The sequence below is a fragment of the Microvirga massiliensis genome, assembly GCF_001006805.1.
In the GTDB taxonomy this organism is placed as follows: Bacteria; Pseudomonadota; Alphaproteobacteria; order Rhizobiales; family Beijerinckiaceae; genus Microvirga; species Microvirga massiliensis.
Window position 1 is genome coordinate 207,314 of sequence record NZ_LN811356.1, and the last position, 21,415, is coordinate 228,728.

Annotated in this window: 14 protein-coding genes and 1 pseudogene; 12 read left to right on the top strand and 3 right to left on the bottom strand. The window is 64.2% G+C overall.

The window, feature by feature from the left end; translation table 11 throughout:
• Positions 1-591 precede the first annotated feature (591 nt).
• Positions 592-1,578 carry a hypothetical protein gene (locus tag BN1233_RS21425; RefSeq protein WP_147707413.1) on the top strand — a complete coding sequence of 329 codons (987 nt, stop codon included), beginning with the start codon at positions 592-594 and terminating at the stop codon, positions 1,576-1,578.
• Positions 1,579-1,630: 52 nt separating this feature from the next.
• Here the strand turns inward: BN1233_RS21425 and BN1233_RS21430 are convergent, their stop codons facing one another.
• Both BN1233_RS21430 and BN1233_RS21435 read right to left on the bottom strand, forming a co-directional pair.
• The gene (locus tag BN1233_RS21430; protein WP_046865643.1) at positions 1,631-2,179 is read right to left on the bottom strand and encodes a glycoside hydrolase family 108 protein; all 549 of its coding nucleotides are present in this window, start codon (positions 2,177-2,179) and stop codon (positions 1,631-1,633) included.
• Positions 2,180-2,212: 33 nt separating this feature from the next.
• Positions 2,213-2,416 (bottom strand): hypothetical protein, encoded by a 204-nt coding sequence (locus tag BN1233_RS21435; RefSeq protein WP_074078330.1) that lies wholly within the window; start codon positions 2,414-2,416, stop codon positions 2,213-2,215.
• Positions 2,417-3,109: 693 nt separating this feature from the next.
• Between BN1233_RS21435 and BN1233_RS21440 the strand changes: the two genes are divergently transcribed.
• From BN1233_RS21440 to BN1233_RS21460, 6 genes and pseudogenes are all read left to right on the top strand, one after another.
• Positions 3,110-5,620 carry a GcvT family protein gene (locus BN1233_RS21440; protein WP_046865644.1) on the top strand — a complete coding sequence of 837 codons (2,511 nt, stop codon included), beginning with the start codon at positions 3,110-3,112 and terminating at the stop codon, positions 5,618-5,620.
• A gap of 290 nt (positions 5,621-5,910) precedes the next feature.
• A pseudogene (locus tag BN1233_RS49800) lies at positions 5,911-6,213 on the top strand (DJ-1/PfpI family protein); the annotation flags it as partial.
• A gap of 246 nt (positions 6,214-6,459) precedes the next feature.
• Complete coding sequence (locus BN1233_RS49805) at positions 6,460-6,795, top strand: helix-turn-helix domain-containing protein (RefSeq protein WP_244889837.1); 336 nt, start codon at positions 6,460-6,462, stop codon at positions 6,793-6,795.
• A 374-nt stretch (positions 6,796-7,169) separates the two neighbouring features.
• The gene (locus BN1233_RS21450; RefSeq protein WP_046865646.1) at positions 7,170-8,480 is read left to right on the top strand and encodes a quaternary amine ABC transporter ATP-binding protein; all 1,311 of its coding nucleotides are present in this window, start codon (positions 7,170-7,172) and stop codon (positions 8,478-8,480) included.
• Positions 8,396-9,253, top strand: a complete 858-nt coding sequence (locus BN1233_RS21455) for an ABC transporter permease (RefSeq protein ID WP_046865647.1) — start codon at positions 8,396-8,398, stop codon at positions 9,251-9,253. The genes BN1233_RS21450 and BN1233_RS21455 overlap by 85 nt, the downstream gene beginning before the upstream one ends.
• Positions 9,254-9,386: 133 nt before the next feature.
• On the top strand, positions 9,387-10,181 hold the full coding sequence (locus BN1233_RS21460; protein ID WP_046865840.1) for a glycine betaine ABC transporter substrate-binding protein: 795 nt from the start codon (positions 9,387-9,389) through the stop codon (positions 10,179-10,181).
• A 123-nt stretch (positions 10,182-10,304) separates the two neighbouring features.
• Here BN1233_RS21460 and BN1233_RS21465 read toward each other — a convergent pair whose 3' ends face one another.
• A complete protein-coding gene (locus BN1233_RS21465) occupies positions 10,305-13,838 on the bottom strand; it encodes a hybrid sensor histidine kinase/response regulator (RefSeq protein WP_046865648.1) in 3,534 nt (1,177 codons plus the stop codon).
• Positions 13,839-14,078: 240 nt separating this feature from the next.
• On the opposite strand from BN1233_RS21465, the gene BN1233_RS21470 reads away from it, so the two are divergent.
• The 5 genes from BN1233_RS21470 (at position 14,079) to BN1233_RS21490 (ending at position 21,105) form a co-directional block, all read left to right on the top strand.
• Positions 14,079-15,473 carry a cytochrome b6 gene (locus BN1233_RS21470; RefSeq protein WP_046865649.1) on the top strand — a complete coding sequence of 465 codons (1,395 nt, stop codon included), beginning with the start codon at positions 14,079-14,081 and terminating at the stop codon, positions 15,471-15,473.
• Between the two features lie 57 nt (positions 15,474-15,530).
• Positions 15,531-16,214 (top strand): DUF4142 domain-containing protein, encoded by a 684-nt coding sequence (locus BN1233_RS21475; protein WP_063776660.1) that lies wholly within the window; start codon positions 15,531-15,533, stop codon positions 16,212-16,214.
• Positions 16,215-16,434: 220 nt separating this feature from the next.
• The gene (locus tag BN1233_RS21480; protein ID WP_046865650.1) at positions 16,435-18,789 is read left to right on the top strand and encodes a xanthine dehydrogenase family protein molybdopterin-binding subunit; all 2,355 of its coding nucleotides are present in this window, start codon (positions 16,435-16,437) and stop codon (positions 18,787-18,789) included.
• 74 nt (positions 18,790-18,863) lie between these two features.
• On the top strand, positions 18,864-20,066 hold the full coding sequence (locus BN1233_RS21485) for a pyridoxal phosphate-dependent aminotransferase (protein ID WP_046865651.1): 1,203 nt from the start codon (positions 18,864-18,866) through the stop codon (positions 20,064-20,066).
• A 94-nt stretch (positions 20,067-20,160) separates the two neighbouring features.
• Positions 20,161-21,105: an NAD(P)/FAD-dependent oxidoreductase gene (locus BN1233_RS21490; RefSeq protein ID WP_046865652.1), complete on the top strand. Its 945-nt coding sequence runs from the start codon at positions 20,161-20,163 to the stop codon at positions 21,103-21,105.
• Positions 21,106-21,415 lie beyond the last annotated feature (310 nt).

The following is a 21,415-nucleotide window of genomic DNA, read 5'->3' on the forward strand; positions in this document are numbered from 1 at the left end:
ACCGCCACCGGCTCGATCGGGGCCGAGCCGCCTTCGCCTGTGGCCGGGAAAGCCTCCGTGCGCACGATGATCACCTTCTTAGGTCATGGGGACGAACTAAGAGTTTATTAACCATACTGCTGTGAGCATCCGGTCTCTCCGCGGAGGTTGCCCGATGCTGACGCGCCTAACCGATGAGGAGTGGACAGTTGTCGTGACGCTGTCCCCTGCTTGGTTTCGGCTTTGTCTGCTACGCGGAGCCGGCAGGGCCGGAATGCCGACGAGGACCGCTGGGCATCGCTGGAGATGGGGGGAGCCAGCACCGTCAGGCGCCGCACGGCGATGAGCACGCCGCTCCCGCCAATCGATGCGCCGCCTGAGGCTGCGATCGAATCTGCTGTGAACAGCAATCCGACAGCATCCGACATGCCTCCCAAGCTGGATACCGTCCTACTGGTGAGGCGCCTGCAAATCGACATCCGCGAGCTCCTCCGGCACGTTGCATGTCGGGCCGGGTCATCGGTCCAAGTCGTTCCAGGGACGAACGGCCGAGCGGAGCCGTCCGGTTCCACTGTCCCAAGGCCTGCCCTGGAACCCTATGCCGCGCTCCTGGTGATCGCGCCGGAGGTCATCGCCCGAGATGGACAGCTGCTCGGACAGCTCTACGAGAGCCTGGCGATTCTGACGGACTTGGCGGCCCCCGCCGATGTGAAATCCATCTCCCTCACACGAGCCTTTGTATGGGGCGACGACGAGGAACTGCCTGGCGAGACGAGGTCCGAAGCCCGGTGGCTGATCCGCTGGGCGCGGGGGAGCGCGGTGTTCGGCGTCTTGGTCTTCATGGCCACGATCGTGCTGTTGGTCCATGTGGACAGGGGGCGACGGGCCCTCCAGCAGCTCGAGCAGATCCGCACGGAGTACCAAGCCGCCGCGAACAGTCTTGGCGTGGCGCGCGCCGCGTCCACGGCCGCCGGCAGCGCTGCAGAATACGACTGCCCCCAGCCAACCGGGCCGCCAGCGGCATACGGGCCGAGCGCGCCCGCGGGAGAAGCTGGCCGGAGCGGCCAAGCGCACCTCCTGTGCGCGCAGATGTTGGATGCGCTAAGTCGCATGAAGATCGTCCGGCAGGAGCTGCGCACTTGGAACGTGATCTCCAGCCGCCTTGCCAACGTCTCGCCGATCAATTGGCTCGCCCCGCGGGAGCCGGACCGCACGATTAGACTCCCGGAGGAGGAGTGGGAGTCCAGCGAGGTGCGGACCCTGATCCTCCTGGCCGCGCTGACGGGCTTCGTCATGCCGATGCTGCTGGGCCTGCTCGGCGCGTGCGTCTACGTCGTCCGCGAGATAGACCAGCAAATCCAGACCTCCACGCTTGAGGCGCGGGAGAGCATCCACGGTAGCCTGCGCCTGCTGCTGGGCGCGACCTTGGGCGGGCTGCTCGGCGTGATGTGGACCGATGGCCAGCCGGTTCGGCTTGAGGGCGTGTCGCTGACGCTCGGCGCTCTCGCCTTCTTCGTCGGCTTCAGTGTCGAGATCGTCTTCCGCTTGGTGGATACCCTGGTGCGGACGGTGGCCAACAGGATCAGCAAGCCGAGCTGACGCCCGCAGGGTGCAGCGGGCGGTAATCGCGCGCCGTCATCGGCCGGCAGCCTCAGACGTCGATGGTCCCGCCGTCCCCCTGCAGCATGGCCAGTGCTGCCTGCCTGCGACGCTCGGTCCGGTCGAGCCAGCCCCGCCCGAAGCGGTCGAATTCCGGGAGGCCGCGGTAGTAGGCGGCCTGATGCCTGGCCAAGGCGCCAATCACCTCCGACGCGTTCGCGGCCAGGGCGGCGCGCAGCGTCTCCGGGCCGACGGAGCCGTCCACCTGGTCCGGGGGGAGGCCGAGCACCTGCTGCAGCAGCTCCGCGCCGCGCCGGGTGCCCGCGTTCACGCCGAAGTCGAAGGTACTGAGATCGACACCTGCCGGCAGGGCGTCACCCCGCAGCGCGTTCCAGTAGAGCGTGCGGTAGATCGCCGCCGCGATCTGCCGAGGCATGTCTTGCACGTCGGCGGGACCAAGCGTCGGGCTGTGATCCCAGTGCCGCAGGGTGGCCAGCGTGATGCCCATGTTGGTCGCACCCCCAGGGTCGGCCGGATCATCGACATAGCCGCCCTCCTGGGCGAGCGTGAAGGCGAGGCAAGTGTCGAACAGGTCAGCCATCGGTGTTCTCCATCAGGTCGGAACGTGTCCAGGCTAGGTCCTGCGGATGGATTTGACGAGGCTGAAGCGGAGTGCAAAGGCCACGCTGGAGCTGAGGTTTCTGGCGGTCTTCTCGCAGCGGAGCGCAATGCGCTTGAAGCGTTTGAGCTTGCCGATCGCGTGCTCGATGCGGGCGCGGTAGAGCGCCTTTGGGAAGAGCGCGGGCCGGTTCTTCTCGCTGGACTTGTGCGAGATCATCGGAGTGATGCCGCGCTCGCGACGGCTGTGCGTTTGCCCTTGCCGGCATAGCCCCTATCGCCCACCGCAACTCGGGGTGCGATCTCGGGGCCACCGTCGAGGTGCATCTCGAATTGCACTTGCCCGCTCCTGGGATGGCGCGGATCGCACGGCGATCGTTCGCGGCCTGCAAGCGGACACTCTGACGGTCCGAACTGCGTCAAACCTGGTAATATAGCGAAGACCTGGGAAGGTCCGCTGTGCCGGTGTTGACGGACCTTGAGCGCCACTAAGCCAATTTGACATTGCCTGAGCACTCGCGGGATTCATAGTATCCGTAGCTCTCGGAGTCCCGCCAACCTTCTGCCGCTGCTACCAGGGTCGAAATCCGTTTCAGGTCAATCAGTTCTCGAGCGTTTGGTGATCTTTGCTGCCGAATGTCTTGTAGAGCCCTCGGAACGGCCTCAGGCCGAGTGGGAACCAGTCGGCCACCTAGCGACAGCTCTCCTGTAAGAGTCGAGAGCGCGTTCTGCCACCAAACAGGGGCCCGTTTTTGTTGAACGCGCTCCAGACGCGAGGCCACAGCGTGACGCACGCGCGACACACAATGTCGCCTACGCGTTAGACGCCAACCCCAGGGATGGCGACCGTTCGAGATCGGCGCCCGGAGCAGCCAACAGGACTCGGATACCAGAACAGCAGGACGGGAACCCCATGAAAACGCAGGCTCGCGTTGTCGTCATTGGCGGCGGCGTCGTCGGAGTTGGAACACTGTATCATCTGGCAAAGAAGGGCTGGAGCGATGTCGTCCTGATCGAACGCAAGGAATTGACGTCAGGGTCGACCTGGCACGCCGCCGGTCTCCTGCCGCTCTTCAACATGAGCTATTCGGTTGGCCAAATTCATAGGTATTCGGTCAATCTCTACAGGTCGCTGGAGGAGGAGACGGGGCAGCCCGTCGGATTCGCACAAGTCTCCAATATTCGTCTCGCCCGCACCCGGGATCGGTGGGACGAGTTCATTTACTACAAGGGCGTCGCCGATACGATCGGCATAAAGGTCAATGTCCTGACGCCCGCCCAGGTGAGGGAGATCTGGCCGCTCTGTGAGACGGACGGCATTATCGGCGCGATTCAACATCCCGACGACGGCTACATCCAGCCTGCAGATCTGACGCAGGCTCTGGCGAAGGGAGCCCGGGCCAGAGGGGCCGAGATCTACCGCTACACGACCGTGATCGGTATCGAGCGCAAGGCGAGCGGCGACTGGCTGGTCAAGACGGATCGTGGCGACATTACCTGCGAACACGTGGTGTCTGCCACCGGAAACTTCGCCCGCCGCACCGGCGCGATGGTCGGGCTCGAAATCCCCGTTATCCCGGTCGAGCACCAGTACATTGTCACCGAGCCCCATCCAGTCGTATTGGAGCGCCAGCGAATGGGTCTCCCGGAGATGGGCGTCCTGCGCGAGGCCGACTCGTCCTGGTATATGCGGGAGGAGAATGGCGGTTTCATTCTTGGGCCGTACGAGGTCGGTGCGCCCTGCTGCTACGTCGATGGGCCTGCCGACGACTCGGAATACGAGCTGTTCCAGGAGGACTTGGAGCGCCTTGCCCCCCATATCGAGACGGCGATCGCGCGCGTTCCCGCTTTCGGCGAGGTGGGTGTCAAGAAGGTCTATAACGGAGCCATTGCCTATACGCCGGACGGCAGCCCGATCATCGGCCCGGCATGGGACCTGAATAACTTCTGGCTCAATGAGGGCCACAGCTTCGGCGTCACGGCTGCGGGAGGCGCCGGCTGGCAGCTCGCAGAATGGATCGTCGAGGGCGAACCGAGCATCGACATGATGGGCGTCGACCCGCGCCGGTTCGGCCCTTACGCGACCCGAGGCTATATGCGGGAGAAGAACGAAGAGGCCTACGCCAACGTCTTCACAGTGCATTATCCCGACGAGGAGCGCTCGGCGGCCCGGCCGCTGAGGCGGGCGCCCTGCTACGACCGCATGAGGGCGCTTGGTGCCGTGTTCGGCTCCGTCTACGGCTGGGAGCGGCCGAACTGGTTCGCTCCGGACGGCTATGGCTTGCCTGAAGAAGACCTCGCGAAGCCGGACGTGCTCCTGAACGAAAACCATCCGCCCGTGAGGAATGGCGAGCGGCCGAAAGAGAAGTGGAGCTTCCGCCGATCGAATTACTTCGAGTTCGTCGGCCGCGAGGCGCGTCACGTGCACGAAGCCGTCGGCCTGCAGGATATGAGCGCGTTTGCCAAGTATGAGGTCTCAGGGCCGGGAGCCGAAGCCTTTCTCGACAATCTGGTGGCAAACAAGCTGCCGCAAAAGGTCGGCCGCTTGGCCCTCACGCACATGCTTTCGCTGAACGGCGGCGTGCGCTCGGAATTTACGATCTTCCGGGAGGCGGCGGATCGCTTCTACCTGGTCGGCATGGGCGCAGCCGAGCGACACGATTTCGACTATCTGTCCAAGCTGCGGCCGCGGGACGGTTCCGTCGATATTCAGAAGGTCACGACGCAATATGGCGTTCTGATCGTTGCCGGTCCCCATGCCCGGGACGTCCTGCAGAAGGTCACCGATACGGATCTTTCCAAGGAAGGCTTCCCGTGGCTATCGGGCAAGATGATCAATATCGGTGCGGCTCATGCGCGGGCGTTGAGAGTCAACTTCGTCGGCGAGCTCGGCTGGGAGCTCCACCATCCGATCGAAATGCAAAACTACATCTTCGATCTTCTCATGCAGGCGGGCCGGCCCTACGGAATCAAGCCCTTCGGCATGCGCGCCATGGATTCGCTCAGGCTCGAGAAATCGTATCGTCTCATCCCGCGCGAGCTTTCGATCGAGTACTGCGCCCTGGAATCCGGTCTCGACCGCTTCGTTCATCCGAACAAGGGGCAGTTCATCGGCCGGGATGCCTTGGTCGCATGGCAACAGCGCGGGTTCGCGAACCGCTTCGTGACCCTGGAGGTGCATGACGTGGCGGATGCCGACGCCCGCGGCTCGGAGCCTATTCTGAAGAACGGCGACCTTGTTGGACGCTGCACGTCGGGCGGCTTTGGATGGCGATTGGGCAAGTCGCTGGCGCTCGGCATGGTGCGCCCGGATCTCGGCGAGGTCGGCAGCGAGCTGGATATCAGCATCCTCGGCAAGACTCACCGCGCGATCGTTGTTCCGGAATCGCCCTTCGACCCGGACAATCTGAGGCTGAGGGCGTGAGCATGACGGGCAGCAGCGTGACGCGAGGGTATCGAGTGTCATCGCACGACCGCGGGCTTGGTTGGCTGGAGCGAGGTTAGCGCTCCGAGCGGGAGCTCTCGCGCATGAGCATCGACTGCTCCGGAATCAGGAGGTGGCCTCTCACCGACGCGAACCCTCCCGCACTTCGCGTCGGCTTCGTGCTTGCAAACAACTTCACCTTGTCGGCGCTCTCGCTATTCGTCGATGCTTTGCGACTTGCCGCTGACGAGGGTGACCGCTCGCGACCGATCCGCTGCACGTGGTCAATCATGGCAGCAAAGCCTGAGCCGATCCGTTCGAGCTGTGGTCTTCTGGTGCAGCGAACGAGCCCGCTGGCCGATCCCCACTTGTTCGACTACGTCGTAGTCGTCGGCGGCCTGCTGCATGCGGGCGAGCAGGTCGACGATGCGATTGTCCAGTACCTGAAATCGACCGCCAAGGCGGGCGTAGCTTTGATCGGCGTCTGCACCGGCAGCTTCATTCTGGCACGCGCGGGATTGATGAAGGGGCGCCGGTGCTGCGTGTGCTGGTACCATTTCCAGGATTACGAAGCCGAGTTCCCAGATCAACGGCCGATTGCGGATCAGCTCTTCGTCGTCGATCGCGATCGCATCACCTGTTCGGGCGGTAGCGGGGTTGCCGACTTGGCGGCATTCCTGATCAGCCGGCATCTCGGGCAGACAGTCGCGCAAAAAAGCCTTCATGTTCTCCTGCTTCAGCACGCCCGATCGGGCAGCGATGCGCAGCCTCATCCTCCCTTGAACGACAGAGTCGGCGATGACCGGGTGCAGCGCGCCTTGCTGATTATGGAACAGCACATGGCGGAGCCTCTGTCCATCGATGTCATCGCGTCGAAGCTGAACATCTCCGGCCGACAACTCGAACGGCTTTTTCGGACGAACCTGAGCATGAGGCCGGTCGTCGTCTATCGTCAACTACGGCTACGCTACGCGCGCTGGCTGATCGAGAGCACCCACAAGAGCATCACTGACGTTGCAGTCGAGACCGGGTTCTGCGACAATGCTCACTTCTCGCGCCAGTTCAGGGAGCATTTCGGGATGCCCCCCAGCAGAGTGCGGGCATCCCGGTCGGCTGCGAGCCGGAATGCAGTGGACCGGCAGTCGGCTATGCGAGACAATCCCCGACTGTACTGAATTCACCAGGCCGCAATGTTTGTCGAAATTTTTCAAGTACATGTCGATTTTTGGCTAGGCGGCTCCAAGGGGCACTGACACAATCACTGTTCCGGACGGCATAAAGATCGTCACGCGTCGAACGCCAATTGTTCGAAACGCAAGGCCAGACGAGGGTGGAAACGAACGTGACGAAGGCCGCGACGCCGGACTCTACATCCATCGACGCACGGAGCCCGCGGGCTCTCCCCAGCCTCTGGGGTACGCTGAGCTCCCATGAGCGAGCTCTGCCGGGCGATCCGAAGCCCGACGTCTGCTCAGGACCTCCCCGCCCGTACTTGCGTGCCTAACCAGTGCCGGCATCCATCGGCGATGAGACATTCGTGAGTTGTGCCATGGCAAAGAAGCGAGTCATCGTCCGTGATGTCAGCAAGGTCTTCGGGTCGAATCCGGAGGCGGCGCTCAACCTTATGAGATCGGGGGAAAACAAGGACAGTATTCTCGCCAGAACGGGCACCGTGGTCGGCTTGAACCGCGTCTCCTTCGATGTGGCTGAAGGTGAAATCCTCGTCGTGATGGGTCTGTCGGGCAGCGGCAAGTCCACTATGCTGCGCTGCATCAACCGACTCGTCGAGCCGTCGGCAGGCAGCATCATCGTCGACGGTACGGAGATGATGTCGCTGTCCACAAAGCGCCTTCTGGAGTTCCGCCGTGCCAAGTTCGGTATGGTGTTCCAGCATTTTGCGCTGTTTCCAAACCGGACGATCTTGGAGAATGTCGAGTATGGACTCGAAATTCAGAGAATCGATCGACGACAGCGAACCGAGAAGGCGATGCACGCCATTGAGATCGTTGGTCTGAAGGGTTGGGAGAGGAAGTATCCGAGCGAGCTCTCTGGCGGCATGCAGCAGAGAGCCGGACTGGCGCGGGCGCTTGCCGTCGATGCCGATATTCTGCTCATGGACGAGGCTTTCAGCGCTCTTGATCCACTCATTCGTCGGGAAATGCAGCAGGAACTGCGACAACTGCAGCAGAACCTGCACAAGACGATCGTTTTCGTCTCACACGATCTCGACGAAGCGATCAACCTTGGTGGGCGCATCGTCCTCATGAAGGATGGCGAGATCGTCCAGATCGGATGGCCCGAGGAAATCCTCTTGCGGCCAGCGACCGATTACGTGCGACGCTTCGTAGAGCACATCGACGTCTCGTCGGTGTTGACCGTCGAGCGGCTCGCCGACAGGGCTGTTCCCGTCCTGCGCTCGAGGCAGACCGTGTCCGAGGCGCGCGATGATATCGGCAACGGCAATATCGGGATCTTGTACGTCGTCGATGATTCCGGACGCCTGGTCGGGCGGGTCGCATGCGACGTGCTTACCGCGTCGCCGCGGCCCTCGCAAACTCTCGATCAATTGATGCGGACCGATATCGCTTGCGTGCAAGCCGACATCACGCTCAAGGCCGCCCTGCCGGTCCTGGCCGCCGAGCCGGACGGCGTGGCAGTGGTCGGGGAGGGCGGGCGGTTTCTCGGATCTCTCACCAGCCGGGGCGCTGTCGCGGCGCTCGCTGGCATCCCGCATGTCAGTGCCTCGTCGGGCACCATGAAGGACGGAGAAGCGGCATGGAGTGGTCAATCCCAAAGTTCCCGCTCGACGAACTCTGCGACCAAGCCCTTACTTGGCTCACCTATCACGGTTCAAGCCTGACCCGGGCCGTCAGCAAGGTCGTCGCTGACTGGATCGATGTCTCGACAGCCGCCCTCGTGTCGATTCCGCCCTGGCTGACGATCGCCGCGTTGGTCCTGGTGGCATGGCGGCTTGGCGGCACGCGCATCGCAATCATGACTGCGGCGGGATTCGGCTTCCTCTGGAATCTCCGCCTTTGGCAGCCGACCATGGAAACCATGGTGCTCGTAACCCTCTCGACAGTGGCGGCCCTGCTGATCGGTATTCCTCTCGGAATCGCCTGTGCGCTCAACAAGCGCACATGGCAGACCGTCAGTCCCTGCCTCGACATGGCCCAGACCATGCCGAGCTTCGTCTATCTCATTCCGGCCATTCCCTTTTTCGGGCTGGGCCCGGTCTCGGCATGCTTCGCCACGATCATCTTTGCGATGCCGCCCGTGATCCGGTTGACTGCTCTCGGCATCATGCAGGTGCCACACCAACTCATCGAAGCCTCCGACGCGTTCGGTTCAACCCCAGCACAGAAGCTTTTCAAGGTTCAACTCCCACTCGCCCTTCCGACCATCATGGCGGGCATCAACCAGACGATCATGCTGGCGCTCTCCATGGTGGTGATCGCCGCCATGATTGGCGCCGGCGGCCTGGGCCGCGAGGTCTGGAGATCCATTCAGCGTCTCGAAGCCGGCGTCGGCTTCGAGACGGGAATCGCAATCGTCATCTTGGCGGTCATTCTCGACCGCATCACGCAGAAGATGGCGCAACGCATGCGCCCCTCCGGCGCGACCGCACACTGACCAGAAAGGCCGGTGTTCCGGAGGGTTCGCATCCCCACAGAGGGGTGTCCTGAAACCAGGAATGTAAGGGAGTTATTCCGTGTTCCAGAAACTCGTCACTGCAGCCGTTACTGCCGCTGCCGCGGCAGGCCTGATGCTGGGCAGCGCTGAAGCCCAGAGCAAGAAAGTGAAGATCGCCTACGTCGAATGGTCCGACGCCATCGTCGCCACGAACATTATCAAGACCGTGCTCGAGTCGAAGGGCTACGAGGTCACGATCACGCCGCTCGCCGCCGCGGCCATGTGGCAGGCCGTTGCAACGAGCGAGGCGGATGCGATGGTCGCCGCTTGGCTGCCAGCGACACATGCCTCGTATTACGGTCAGCTCAAGGACAAGGTCGATTTGATCGGGCCGAATGTTACCGGAGCGAAGATCGGCTGGGCCGTTCCCAAATACACGCCGCTGGAATCCATCGAGGACCTGAAGAGCAAGGCAAGTCTCGTCGACGGCAAGGTCATCGGGATCGATCCTGGCGCCGGTCTCATGAAGGCGTCGGACAAGGCCATCAAGGAATACGGGCTGCCGGTCAAGCTCGTCGACGGCAGCGACGCGACCATGACGGCTGCCCTGAAGGACGCCTACGATAGGAAGCAGAACATCGTCGTCACGACGTGGACGCCTCACTGGATGTTCGCGCGCTGGGAGCTGAAGTACCTGGCCGATCCCAAGAATGTCTTCGGCGGGGAGGAGACCGTGAATACCGTTGCCCGCAAGGACCTGAAGAAGGACATGCCGGAGGTGCACGCCATCCTGTCCAAGTTCAAGCTTTCGCTCGATGACGAGCAGAAGGTGATGGTCTGGAATGAGGAAAAGGGAGCGAAGCCGGCGGAGACGGCCGCACGCTGGGTCAAGGAAAATCCGGACAAGGTCGAAACTTGGTTGAACTGACAGGTTCGGCTATTCATTGGTCGCCTGACCGCGGACTGGGCCACCCATGCAGGGTTGGCCTAGTCCGGCTGAACTCCGTCTCGGGCATTTCGATCGAAAGTGTCAGTAAGGTATCGTATTAAACTATTCCGCCGCCACACGACTCGCACGCCATTGCGCGAGGAGAGCGCGTAGCGCAGCGGGTTTCACGGGCTTGTTGAGGAGGTGCACGTTCATGGCTGCGGCTTCGTCCCGCACCGCGGGCGAGCGGTCGGCGGTGATCAGGACCGCGGGAAGGTCGGAGCGGATCTGCCAACGCAGCGAGCGAATGACGTCGAGGCCGTCGCCTTCATCAAGGTGGTAATCCGCGATCACGACGTCCGGCGTATTGTGCGCCGCATGGATCGCGTCGAGCGCGGAGCGCAGGTCGGACGCCGTCATGACCAGACAGCCCCAGCCATTCATCAGCGTGCGCATGCCTTCGAGAATGGCCGGCTCGTTGTCGACGGCCAGCACCCGAAGCCCTGCGAGAGGCGCAACGGGAATGCGGGGTTTCTCGTCCGTTGCAGCTGAAACCGGCACCGCCGCAACGACCGGAAGCTCGATGCGAAAGACGGATCCTTGTCCGGGTTCCGACGTCAGGGAAAGCGGGTGATCGAGCACGCGCGCAATCCGCTGTACGATCGACAGACCGAGGCCGAGCCCGCGGGCCACTTTGGCGCCCTGGTCGAGGCGCTGGAACTCGCGGAAGACGAGTCGCTGCTTCGAGGCCGGAATGCCGAGGCCCGTGTCCCACACTTCCAGAATGAGTCGTCCCTTGCGGCGGCGCGCGCCGACGAGAACGCGTCCCTGAGGGGTATACTTGATGGCGTTCGAAATCAGGTTCTGCAGGACACGCCGCAGGAGCCGGCGGTCGGATCGGACTGTGAGACTCGGCGGGACGAAAGTGAGGTCCAGCTTCTTCTCCTGCGCGATCGGCTCGAAATCCCGCTGCAACTGGCGGAACAGCTCGTCGATCCTGAAGCTCGACCATTGTGGCTTCATCGCGCCGGTGTCTAGACGCGAAATCTCGAGAAGTGCCGCCAGGATCTCCTCGACGGCATCAAGCGACGCATCGATGTTCTCGGCGAGTGTGGCATCGCCTGCCTCACGATCCCGTTCGACCAGGGACGTGGTGTAGAGCCGTGCAGCGTTGAGCGGCTGCAGAATGTCGTGGCTCGCGGCGGCGAGGAACCGCGTCTTCGAGATGTTCGCTTCTTCGGCATCAGCCTTCGCGCGAGTGAGCTCCTCGTTGAGATGCGTCAGTTCCTCCGTGCGTTCGCGGACGCGCTGCTCCAGGGTTTCGTTGGCGCGCGCGCGAGCCTCTTCGGCAGCAACGGCCTCGGTCACGTCCGTGTAGGTCGTGACGAAGCCGCCATCCGGCAGCTCGTTCGAACGGATCTCGAGCACCTTGCCTGAGGAATGGAGCCGCAGGCGCACCGGCACGAGATCATGGATGAAACTGTGAATGCGGTCCGCCACGAGCTCGTCCAACGGCCCTGGGCCGTAGGCACCGCGTTCGGCATTGAAGCGCACGATCTCCTCGAGCCCGATCCCAACGCGCACGAGGTCGGCCGGAATATCGTAGAGGTCGATGAAGGCCCTGTTCCAGGCGAGGAGCTGCAGGTCCCGATCGAGAACGGTGATGCCCTGGCCGGCATGGTCGATGGCGTGCTGCAGGAGATCGCGGCTGTATTGAATGGCCGCGGACGCGTCGTCGAGTAGCTTCAGCGCTGCTTTCGTGGAGACGTTTCGCCGCCGGAGCAGCAGCGAGAGGGCAAGGCGAGAGGAGGCCGCGCCGATTGCGGAGGCGAGCAGATGCTCCGCATAGCGCAGAAGATGGATATCGGCCTCGGCGCGTCCATCGAGAACCTGGGCGCGCCCATGCGCGAAGCTCGCGAAGGAGCGGCTCGTTCGTTCGGCGCCGAGATAGCGCGCGACGGTCGCCTGCAACTCGTCGATTGTGACGCTCGCACGAAACAGCCGAAAGGTCGGCGCGATGGAGAGTTCGGACTCACCCACGAAGGTGTTGGCCTGGAGGCGCTCGAGAGCGGTTGCGGGTCGCGCCAGCGAGAAAACCACATAGGCAAGGAGATTCAGCCCTAGGCTCCAGACGACGCCATGGCTCAGCTGCGGGAGATCCGCCCCGAACAGGGCCGTCGGGCGGAGTGCTTCGATTCCGAAGGGCCCCGACACGATGAGATCCGACCAGGCGCTGTGTGCGGTGACGAGGCTCGGGAGGAGGAGCGTATAGATCCAGGTCAGGAAACCTACGACGAGACCGGCACTCGCGCCGCGCGCAGTGCCGCGGGACCAGATCAGGCCGCCGAGAAAGGCCGGCGCGATCTGCGCAATGGCGGCAAAGGACAAAAGGCCGATCGCCGCGAGGGCCGCTTGTCCGGACATGCGGTAATACGCATAGGCGAGGAGGAGGACGACGACGATCGCGAACCGGCGAACACCGAGCACGAACCCCGACAGGTCAGCCACGGGCGCCGCATGCCGTGCCATGAGATAGGCGCGCCGCCGCAGCACGATTGGCATGACGAGGTGGTTGGAAATCATGATCGCGACGGCGACGGATTCGACGATGACCATCGCGGTCGCGGCGGAGAGGCCGCCCAGGAATGCGATCAGCGCCATCCGGTCGGCCCCGCCTCGCAGAGGGAGCGCGAGAACGGTCATGTCGCGATCGATCTCGTTCGGTCCGAAGGTCACGACGCCGCCGAGGGCGATCGGGATCACGAAGAGATTGATCAGAATGAGATAGAGCGGAAACAGCCAGCTCGCGCGCCGCACGTCCTCGATCGCGCGATTCTCGACGACCGCCATGTGGAACTGTCGCGGCAAGAGCAGCGACGCGCAGCTCGAGAGCAGCAGCAACGTCAGGAAGCCGCCGATCGACGAGGTTTCCGCCAGAAGTTCGGCTGTGAGGCTCTCTGCGCCGAGCCGGGCGCCGATATCGCTCACGCCGTCGAACATGACATAGGTCACGTAGAAGCCAACCGCGAGAAAGGCGATGAGCTTCACGACGGACTCGAGCGAGATCGCCATCATGAGGCCATCCTGGTGCTCCGTGGCGTCGGTGTGCCGTGTCCCGAACGCGACGGCAAATCCCGCCAGGACGATGGCCACGACGAGGGCGAGGTCCCCGAGAACGGGCATAGTCCTCGCAATGGTGCTGCTTTCTCCATCGGTGAGAAACACGCCCAGCGAGGCCGAGACGGCCTTGAGCTGCAGGGCCATGTAGGGAATTGTCCCGATCACGGCGATCAACGAGACGAGGGCCGCAACCCGCTCGCTCTTCCCATAACGGGCGGCAACGAAATCGGCGATCGACGTGATATTCTGTGCCTTCGCGATCCTGACGACCCGCGTCACCAGAGCATGCCCGACGCCGATGACCAGAACCGGCCCGATATAGATCGTCAGAAAGTCGAAGCCCGAATGGGTCGCGAGGCCGACCGATCCGAAGAACGTCCAAGAGGTGCAATAGACCGCGAGCGCGAGGGCGTAGATCGTCGAGCGCCACCGCCCCGTCATGAGCCTCCGGCCGGAGGTATCTCCCCAATGCGCGACGGCGAAGAGTAGACAGAGGTAAAAGACGGCCGATAGAACGACGGCCCAACCGGCCACGATGCATCTCCCTGGAACGCGGACCCGTCGAGACTATCGGGAAAGCGGTCGGAGCGCCAAGGCGTCTCGGCGGGCGCTGGGCAGAGCGAAGCTCGGGAAAGGCTGCGAGAGCGCCCGATCACGGAGCCGTGAAACCAGCGACGAGCCGGAACATGGCGCACCCGAAAGCGTTGGCGGGCAGGCCCACCGGCCGTGAGTTCATCTGTTTCTTGATTTGCCAATTACGTGCCAAAGGAGTGGTGGATGTCACGCTCCCTCCGAGGAACCCTTCTCGTCACCGGGGCTGTCCTCTGCAGCCTCGCCGCCCTGTCCGACCCGTTGCCCCCAGACACGACCTATCGGCCTCTCCCGACGCTTCCCCTGTCGGAAGTCAGAGCCGCTGACGAGGCGCAGAAGCCGCAGGTCATGCAACGGCAGGCCGATCTGCTCAACCAGCGCTACGATCTGTCGGACCGGCCGATTCCCGGCGTAATGATGTCCGGCGGGCGCAAGCCGGTGCAGGGCGGTGTGCGCGTCAAGCTCCCTTCCGGCGTGACCTGGGACAGCCTCGCGGCAATGAGCCCGGACGAAATCCGTGAACGGGGACTCCTGCCCGCCGGCTTCATGCCGCTGCCGCATGTCAAGCAAGCAACCGGCGGCCAAGTCTTTCCAAACCGCGAGATCGACGAGATCCAGCGGCAGGAGGGGCGTTCTCTGCGCCGCTTCGATGTCGATTTCGATCTCCCTGACCGGTTCACGCCGGAATTCCCGCCGCCGATCTTCCTGACGACGCATCCCGAACTCGGCGACGTGTCCCGTGGCCAGCTCCTGACGATCAAGAACTACTACGAGCTGATGAACGGCATCATCACTCCGGTCCAGATGGAGGGACTGCGCATCCTGCTCACGCCGTTCCCGCAGGAGGAGTTCAACCAGACCGAGGACCGCAAGGTGGCGGATCAGAGTCTCGGCGTGACCTGCCTGGACTGCCACTCGAATTTCCACACCAACGCGGCCTTCCATCAGACGCCGGATGTCCGCCCGCAATCGGCTCGCTTCCGCCTCGACACGACGAGCCTGCGCGGGATGTTCAACCAGCAGATCCACGGATCGAAACGGTCACTGCGTTCGGTCGAAGATTTCTCGGAGTTCGAGCAGCGCACGGCCTACTTCAACGGCGATCATGTCAGCGCGACGCGCAAGGGAGTGCACCTGCCAGACCGGCCGAACCAGGTCGCCATGATGGCGCAGATGCAGAACATGATCGATTTCCCACCCGCGCCAAAGCTCGACCCGTTCGGCAAGCTCGATCCCGCCAAGGCCACGGAACAGGAACTCGCAGGCGAGAGAGTCTTCTTTGGCAAAGGACGCTGCGGCGAATGCCACATCGCTCAGACATCGTTCATGGACAACAACATGCACGACCTGAAGCTGGAGCGCTTCTATCCGGTCGGGCAGACCGTGAACGACATGGTCATGCTGCCGGACGGCCCGATCAAGACGTTCACCCTGCGCGGCATCAAGGACTCACCGCCTTACATGCATGACGGCCGCCTCCTGACGCTCGCCGACACCGTCGAGTTCTTCAACCTCGTGCTCGGCGTGAAGCTGACGCAGCAGGAGAAAGATGCCCTGGTGGCCTACATGCTCAACCTCTGACCGGGGCAGATTCCCGTCGTCACGGGTAAGGCCCAAGTTCGAAAGACGGAGGATGCCATGCGACTTCTCGCGACCCTCTCGGGCTTCGCCATTCTGCTGACGCTGCCGGTCTCGGCGCAGGTCGGCAATCCAGCTGGCATGGCGCCTGGGACACCGCAGAGCGCACCCGGCGTTCCGGCGCCGCATGAGCCCAACACACAGGACCGGTTGTTTGCGCGCATCGCCACGATCGGCGGGATGGCGGAGGTCGAGCTCGGCAGGATGGCCGAGCAGAAGGGCGGCAGCGATGCCATCAAGGACTTCGGGCGGCGCATGGTCCAGGACCACGGCAAGGCCAACGACCAGCTCGCGGGCTTGGCAAAGCAGGCCGATATCCCACTGCCCGGCGAGCTCGATCCGGAGCACAAGGCTATGCGCGATCAGCTCCAGGCCATGAGCGGCTCCAACTTCGACCGCGCCTATCTGCACGGGCAGATCGCCGACCACCAGAAGACCGTGCAACTCCTCGAGTGGGAGATCAATTTCGGCCAGGATGCCGGGATCAAGCGCTTTGCGTCCGAGACCCTGCCGACCGTCCTCCATCATCTCCAGATGGCTCAGGACCTCATGACGCAGATCACGGGACAAGCCCTCCAGGGCGCGGCGCCCGGCACGACCCTGGCGAGCAACGAGCCAGCGCAGCGGCAGGGCACGCCAGGGGGTGACGGGCAGAGGGGCTCGGGAACGCGCAACACCCGGTAAGCCGACAGAAGACCTCTCTCGTCAGGCTGCCTCGGCGCGATCGGCTGGGCGGCCCTCGCCGGGCTGTGTCGTCGATGCAGGCCAAACCCGTCGCACCTCGACTCGCGGGCCTGTCCGGGTTACCTGCAGGGGACGCCTGTCGTGAGGCTCCGAGCGATCCCGCTACCCGGGTGGATGCCTGCCTCCGACCCCATCCAGGCCGCTCACCTCGGGACGAGAGATGAACAAAGAGTTCAGAGCAGACGAGCTTGCGTTGCAACGCTTTGGCATTGGCCAGGCCGTTCCCCGGTCGGAGGACCCGCGCCTCATCCGAGGTGGGGGCTGCTACTCCGACGATGTCAGCCTGCCGTCGCAGGTCCATGGCGTGTTCGTCCGCAGCCCCCATGCGCACGGGATCATTCAAGGCCTCGATGCGTCCGCGGCCCGTGAGATGCCCGGCGTGCTGGCGGTCATTACGGGCGAGGACCTGGAGAGCGCCGGCTACAAGGACCTGCCCTGTGCGATGGCGCTGAAAGGCCGCGACGGGAAGTCGTTGCGGAAGCCCGCCCATCCCTCGCTCCCGCGTGACCGGGTGCGCTATCTCGGCGAACCCGTCGCGCTCGTCATCGCCGAGACGGCCCTTGAGGCCCGTGATGCCGCCGAAGCCATCGTCCTCGACATCGAGCCGCTTCCGGCGGCGACCACACCGGCGGAGGCGCTCGCGGCCGACGCACCATCGATCCACGACGATGTGCCCGGCAATCTTGCGCTCGATTACCACTATGGGGACGCGCGCCGGGTCGAGGAGGCCTTCGCGCGCGCGGCGCACGTCACACGGCTGCAGCTTTCGAACAATCGCGTGGTCGTCAGCCCGCTCGAGCCGCGTTCGGCGCTGGCCGAGTATGATGCAGGCGAAGAGCGCTGGACCCTTCACGTCGGCAGCCAGGGCGTCTTCGGCCTTCGGAACACGCTCGCCACGGAGATCCTCGGAGTCGAGCCGGAGAAGCTGCGGGTCCTGACCCGCAATGTCGGTGGATCCTTCGGGATGAAGGCGTCGCCCTTCCCGGAATATGTCGCTTTGCTGCACGCCGCCCGGGCGCTCGCACGCCCCGTCAAATGGACGGACCAGCGCTCCGAGAGCTTTCTCTCGGATCACCAGGGCCGCGATGCCGAGTCGACGGCGGAGCTCGCGCTCGACGCAGAAGGCCGGTTCCTCGCGGTGCGGATCAGCGGGCTCGCCAATATGGGCGCCTACCTCACGCAGGTCTCGCCGCTCTTTTCGACGATCAACATCGCCAAGAACGTGGTGAGCGTCTATCGCACGCCCGAAGTCGAGGTCTCGGTCCGGTGCATGTTCACGAACACCACGCCGATCGGGGCCTATCGCGGCGCCGGGCGGCCCGAGGGCAACTACTACATGGAGCGGCTCATCGACAGCGCCGCCGCCGAAATGGGGCTCGATCGCCTGGAGCTGCGGCGGCGCAATCACATCCAGCCTCAGGAGATGCCCTATGCCGCGGCATCGGGCATGACCTATGACAGCGGCGAGTTCACGTCCCTGCTCGACCGCGCCGTCGAGGCGGCGGACTGGTCCGGCTTCGAGGAGCGCCGGCGCGAGAGCCAGGAGCGCGGCAAGTTGCGGGGCATCGGCGTCGGCCAATACCTGGAGGTGACGGCGCCGCCGATGAAGGAGATGGGCGGCATCCGGTTCGAGCCGGATGGCACCGTGACGATCATCACGGGTACGCTCGATTACGGACAGGGCCACGCCACACCCTTCGCGCAGGTCCTGCACAGCAAACTCGGGATCCCGTTCGAGCGCATTCGCCTGCTGCAGGGTGACAGTGACGAACTCATCGCCGGCGGCGGTACCGGCGGCTCGAAATCGATCATGGCGAGCGGCACCGCGATCCTCGAGGCGAGCGACAAGGTAATCGAGAAGGGCCGGCAGATTGCCGCCTCCATCCTGGAAGCGAGCTCCGCCGATATCGAATTCTCCCGCGGCTGGTTCACGATCGCCGGGACGGACCGTGCAGTCCACATCATGGACGTGGCGCAGCGCCTGCAAGCCGGGCTCGTGCTGCCGGACGACGTCCCGCACACCCTCGACGTGCAGCATGTCCACGAGAATTCTCCCTCGGCATTCCCGAACGGGTGCCACATCGCCGAGGTCGAAGTGGATGCCGAGACGGGCACGGTCGAGGTCGTCCGGTACTCGATGGTCAACGACTTCGGGACCCTCATCAATCCGATGCTCGTCGAAGGGCAGCTCCATGGCGGGGTCGTTCAGGCCCTCGGCCAAGCCTTGCTGGAACGGACGGTCTACGACGCCGACGGGCAGCTCCTGACGGGTTCCTATATGGATTATGCGCTGCCCCGGGCCGACGACGCGCCTGCCTTCGCCTTCGAGAGCCGGCCGGTTCCCGCGACCACGAATCCGCTCGGGGTCAAGGGTTGCGGAGAGGCCGGCTGCGCCGGCGGTCTGCCTGCGATCATGAATGCCGTCGTCGATGCCCTGCGCCCGCTCGGCGTCCGGCATGTCGATATGCCCGCTACTCCGCAGCGGGTCTGGGAGGCGATACGCGCGGTGAGCTGACGCAGCTCGTCTCCCCCTATCTCTCAACCGTCTTTGTCGTAAAGCACGGCGACATGCCGTCCCGAGGTCCGACTATGAATGCGCCTTCCTCCACCCTGTCGCTGCCGGCTCTCCGCCCCGAAGCGGAAGGAGCCCCGAGCAGCGGGATCGTCGATGTCGCGAATGCCGGGCGCGAACGCCCGGGACTCATCCCGCTCTGGGTGGGCGAGGGGGATCTGCCGACACCTGCCTTCATCTGTGAGGCAGCGACGCGATCGCTCGCGGAGGGCGAGACCTTCTACACCTACCAGCGCGGCATCCCCGAGCTCAGGGAATCCCTGGCGCGGTATCACACGAAGCTCTACGGCCAGCCGTCGGATCCGGAACGGTTCTTCGTGACCATCGGGGGCATGCATGCGGCCCAGATCGCCATCCGGATGGTGGCTGGAAGCGGCGACGAGGCGCTGATCCCGACGCCGGCCTGGCCGAATTTCGCCGGCGCGCTCGAGGTCGCGGGCGCGAGGACGGTCGGCGTGCCGCTGACCCTGGACGAGCGTGGCTGGTCTCTCGATCTAGATCGCCTCGCCGATGCGGTCGGGCCACGGACGAAGGTGATCGTGATCAACTCGCCGGCGAACCCGACCGGCTGGACCGCAAGCAAGGCGGATCTGCGCGGCATTCTCGACATCGCGCGACGGCACGGGCTCTGGATCATCGCCGACGAGATCTACGGGCGGTTCATCTATGACCCCGAAACGGGCCCGGAAGGACGGGCGCCGTCGTTCCGCGACGTCGCCGAGGGCGACGACCGGATTCTCTACATCCAGACATTCTCGAAGAACTGGTCGATGACCGGATGGCGTCTCGGCTGGCTCGAAGCATCGCCGGCCTTCGGGCAGATCATCGAGAACCTCGTCCAGTACTCCACATCCGGCGTGCCGGTGCCATCGCAGCGCGCCGGGATTGCGGCTCTCGAGCATGGCGAAAGCTTCCTTGCGGATCAGATCGCACGGGCGGCTGCAGGCCGGACGATCGTTCGCCGGCTCGTGGCAACCGGCCACGTCGATCTGCCGGCCCCCGCCGGCGCATTCTACGCGTTCCCGAAGATCAAAGGCGTGAGCGACTCGAAGGCGCTGGCGATCCGGCTCGTCCACGAGGCTGGCGTTGGCGTCGCGCCAGGCTCGGCCTTCGGGCCGGGAGGCGAGGGGGCTCTGCGTCTCTGTTTCGCACGCAAGGCCAGCGATCTCGAGGAGGCGGTGCGGCGCATCGCGGAGGCTCTGCCGCGCATCATCGGCTGAGGTCCCGACCGCAAAAGGCCGCCGGCCCAAGAGGGAACCTGTCGGCAGGGTTCGGGTTGCCCCGCGGTGTTTGCTGCTCCACAGGGGATTGCTCGTGGCCGGACAACAAGATGGACGTGAGACGCCGCTCGATTGCATCGTCGTCGGAGGCGGTCCTGCCGGCCTGACGGCCGGCATCTATCTCGCGCGTTTTCGCCGGCGTTTCCTCCTCGTCGATTCCGGACAGAGCCGGGCCGCCTGGATCCCGCGCTCGCACAACCACCCGGGCTTTCCCGGGGGCGTCAATGGAATCGAACTCCTCGAGCGCATGCGCGAGCAGTTGTCCCGGCAAGGTGGCGGCCTAGTCGAAGGCTCGGTCTCGGGAGCCGCGTGCCATCAAGATGGGCTCTTTCGCGTCGCGATCGGTGACCAGACCTTCGCGGCCTCTCACCTGATTTTGGCGACGGGCGTGATCGACGTGGAACCGCCGCTGCCGAATGTTCTCGAAGCGGTGCGCCGTGGCTTGGTCCGTCAATGTCCGATCTGCGATGCATTCGAGATGATCGACCGCTCGCTGGTGGTGATCGGGAGCGGTGCAACCGGCCTCGGTGAAGCGCTGTTCCTGCGAACCTATACGCCGCACATCGTGCTGGTGACGCTCGGCCAACCGCTCGGTCTCGATGACGCGAGCAGACGGCGGATGCACGAGGCCGGCATCGAGGCGATCGAAACGCCGATCGTCGAGATCACGCTCGAAGGCGATCGCCTGGCACGGCTCATCTGTGCAGATGGACGCGTGCTGATCTTCGATGCAGTCTATTCGGCACTCGGCATTCATCCGCGCGCGGATCTCGCGGCAGCCCTAGGGGTTGCGCTTTATCCCGATCGGCGGATCGTCACCGACGATCATCAACGCACATCGCTCGACGGCTGCTACGGCGCCGGAGATATCGTCACCGGCCTCAACCAGCTCGGTGTCGCGATGGCTCAGGCGCAGATCGCGGCCGTCGATGTGCACAATCGCCTGCGTGCACGAGAGGGGCTGTGTCTTCCTTCATAAGGATGTAGCGCGCGGGCAGGATTGTCCTTGCTCACCTCTCACCGTCATTGCGAACGAAGTGAAGCAATCCAGGAGCACATCCGTCGACGGGTAGATTGCTTCGCCTCCGGCTCGCAAGGACGAGAGTGCGGCGGAAAGGGCTGTGCGCACTGCCTCCGGCTCGCAAGGGCGACAGTGGGTCCGCGTCAGGCTGGATGACTGCGGCTCGCAATGACGAGGTGGCTCATGCATCACTCCGTTTCGGGCAGTGCTCCTCGCGTCCTCACGCCCTCATCGTCATTGCGAAGGAAGTGAAGCAATCTACCCCTCG

Excerpts from the sequence above, each read along its gene's own strand:
- BN1233_RS21430 (WP_046865643.1), bottom strand. The coding sequence starts at position 2,179 with ATGGCTGACCTGTTCGACACTTGCCTCGCCTTCACGCTCGCCCAGGAG.
- BN1233_RS21435 (WP_074078330.1), bottom strand. The coding sequence starts at position 2,416 with ATGATCTCGCACAAGTCCAGCGAGAAGAACCGGCCCGCGCTCTTCCCA.
- BN1233_RS21440 (WP_046865644.1), top strand. The coding sequence starts at position 3,110 with ATGAAAACGCAGGCTCGCGTTGTCGTCATTGGCGGCGGCGTCGTCGGA.
- BN1233_RS49805 (WP_244889837.1), top strand. The coding sequence starts at position 6,460 with ATGGCGGAGCCTCTGTCCATCGATGTCATCGCGTCGAAGCTGAACATC.
- BN1233_RS21450 (WP_046865646.1), top strand. The coding sequence starts at position 7,170 with ATGGCAAAGAAGCGAGTCATCGTCCGTGATGTCAGCAAGGTCTTCGGG.
- BN1233_RS21455 (WP_046865647.1), top strand. The coding sequence starts at position 8,396 with ATGGAGTGGTCAATCCCAAAGTTCCCGCTCGACGAACTCTGCGACCAA.
- BN1233_RS21460 (WP_046865840.1), top strand. The coding sequence starts at position 9,387 with ATGCTGGGCAGCGCTGAAGCCCAGAGCAAGAAAGTGAAGATCGCCTAC.
- BN1233_RS21470 (WP_046865649.1), top strand. The coding sequence starts at position 14,079 with ATGTCACGCTCCCTCCGAGGAACCCTTCTCGTCACCGGGGCTGTCCTC.
- BN1233_RS21475 (WP_063776660.1), top strand. The coding sequence starts at position 15,531 with ATGCGACTTCTCGCGACCCTCTCGGGCTTCGCCATTCTGCTGACGCTG.
- BN1233_RS21480 (WP_046865650.1), top strand. The coding sequence starts at position 16,435 with ATGAACAAAGAGTTCAGAGCAGACGAGCTTGCGTTGCAACGCTTTGGC.
- BN1233_RS21485 (WP_046865651.1), top strand. The coding sequence starts at position 18,864 with ATGAATGCGCCTTCCTCCACCCTGTCGCTGCCGGCTCTCCGCCCCGAA.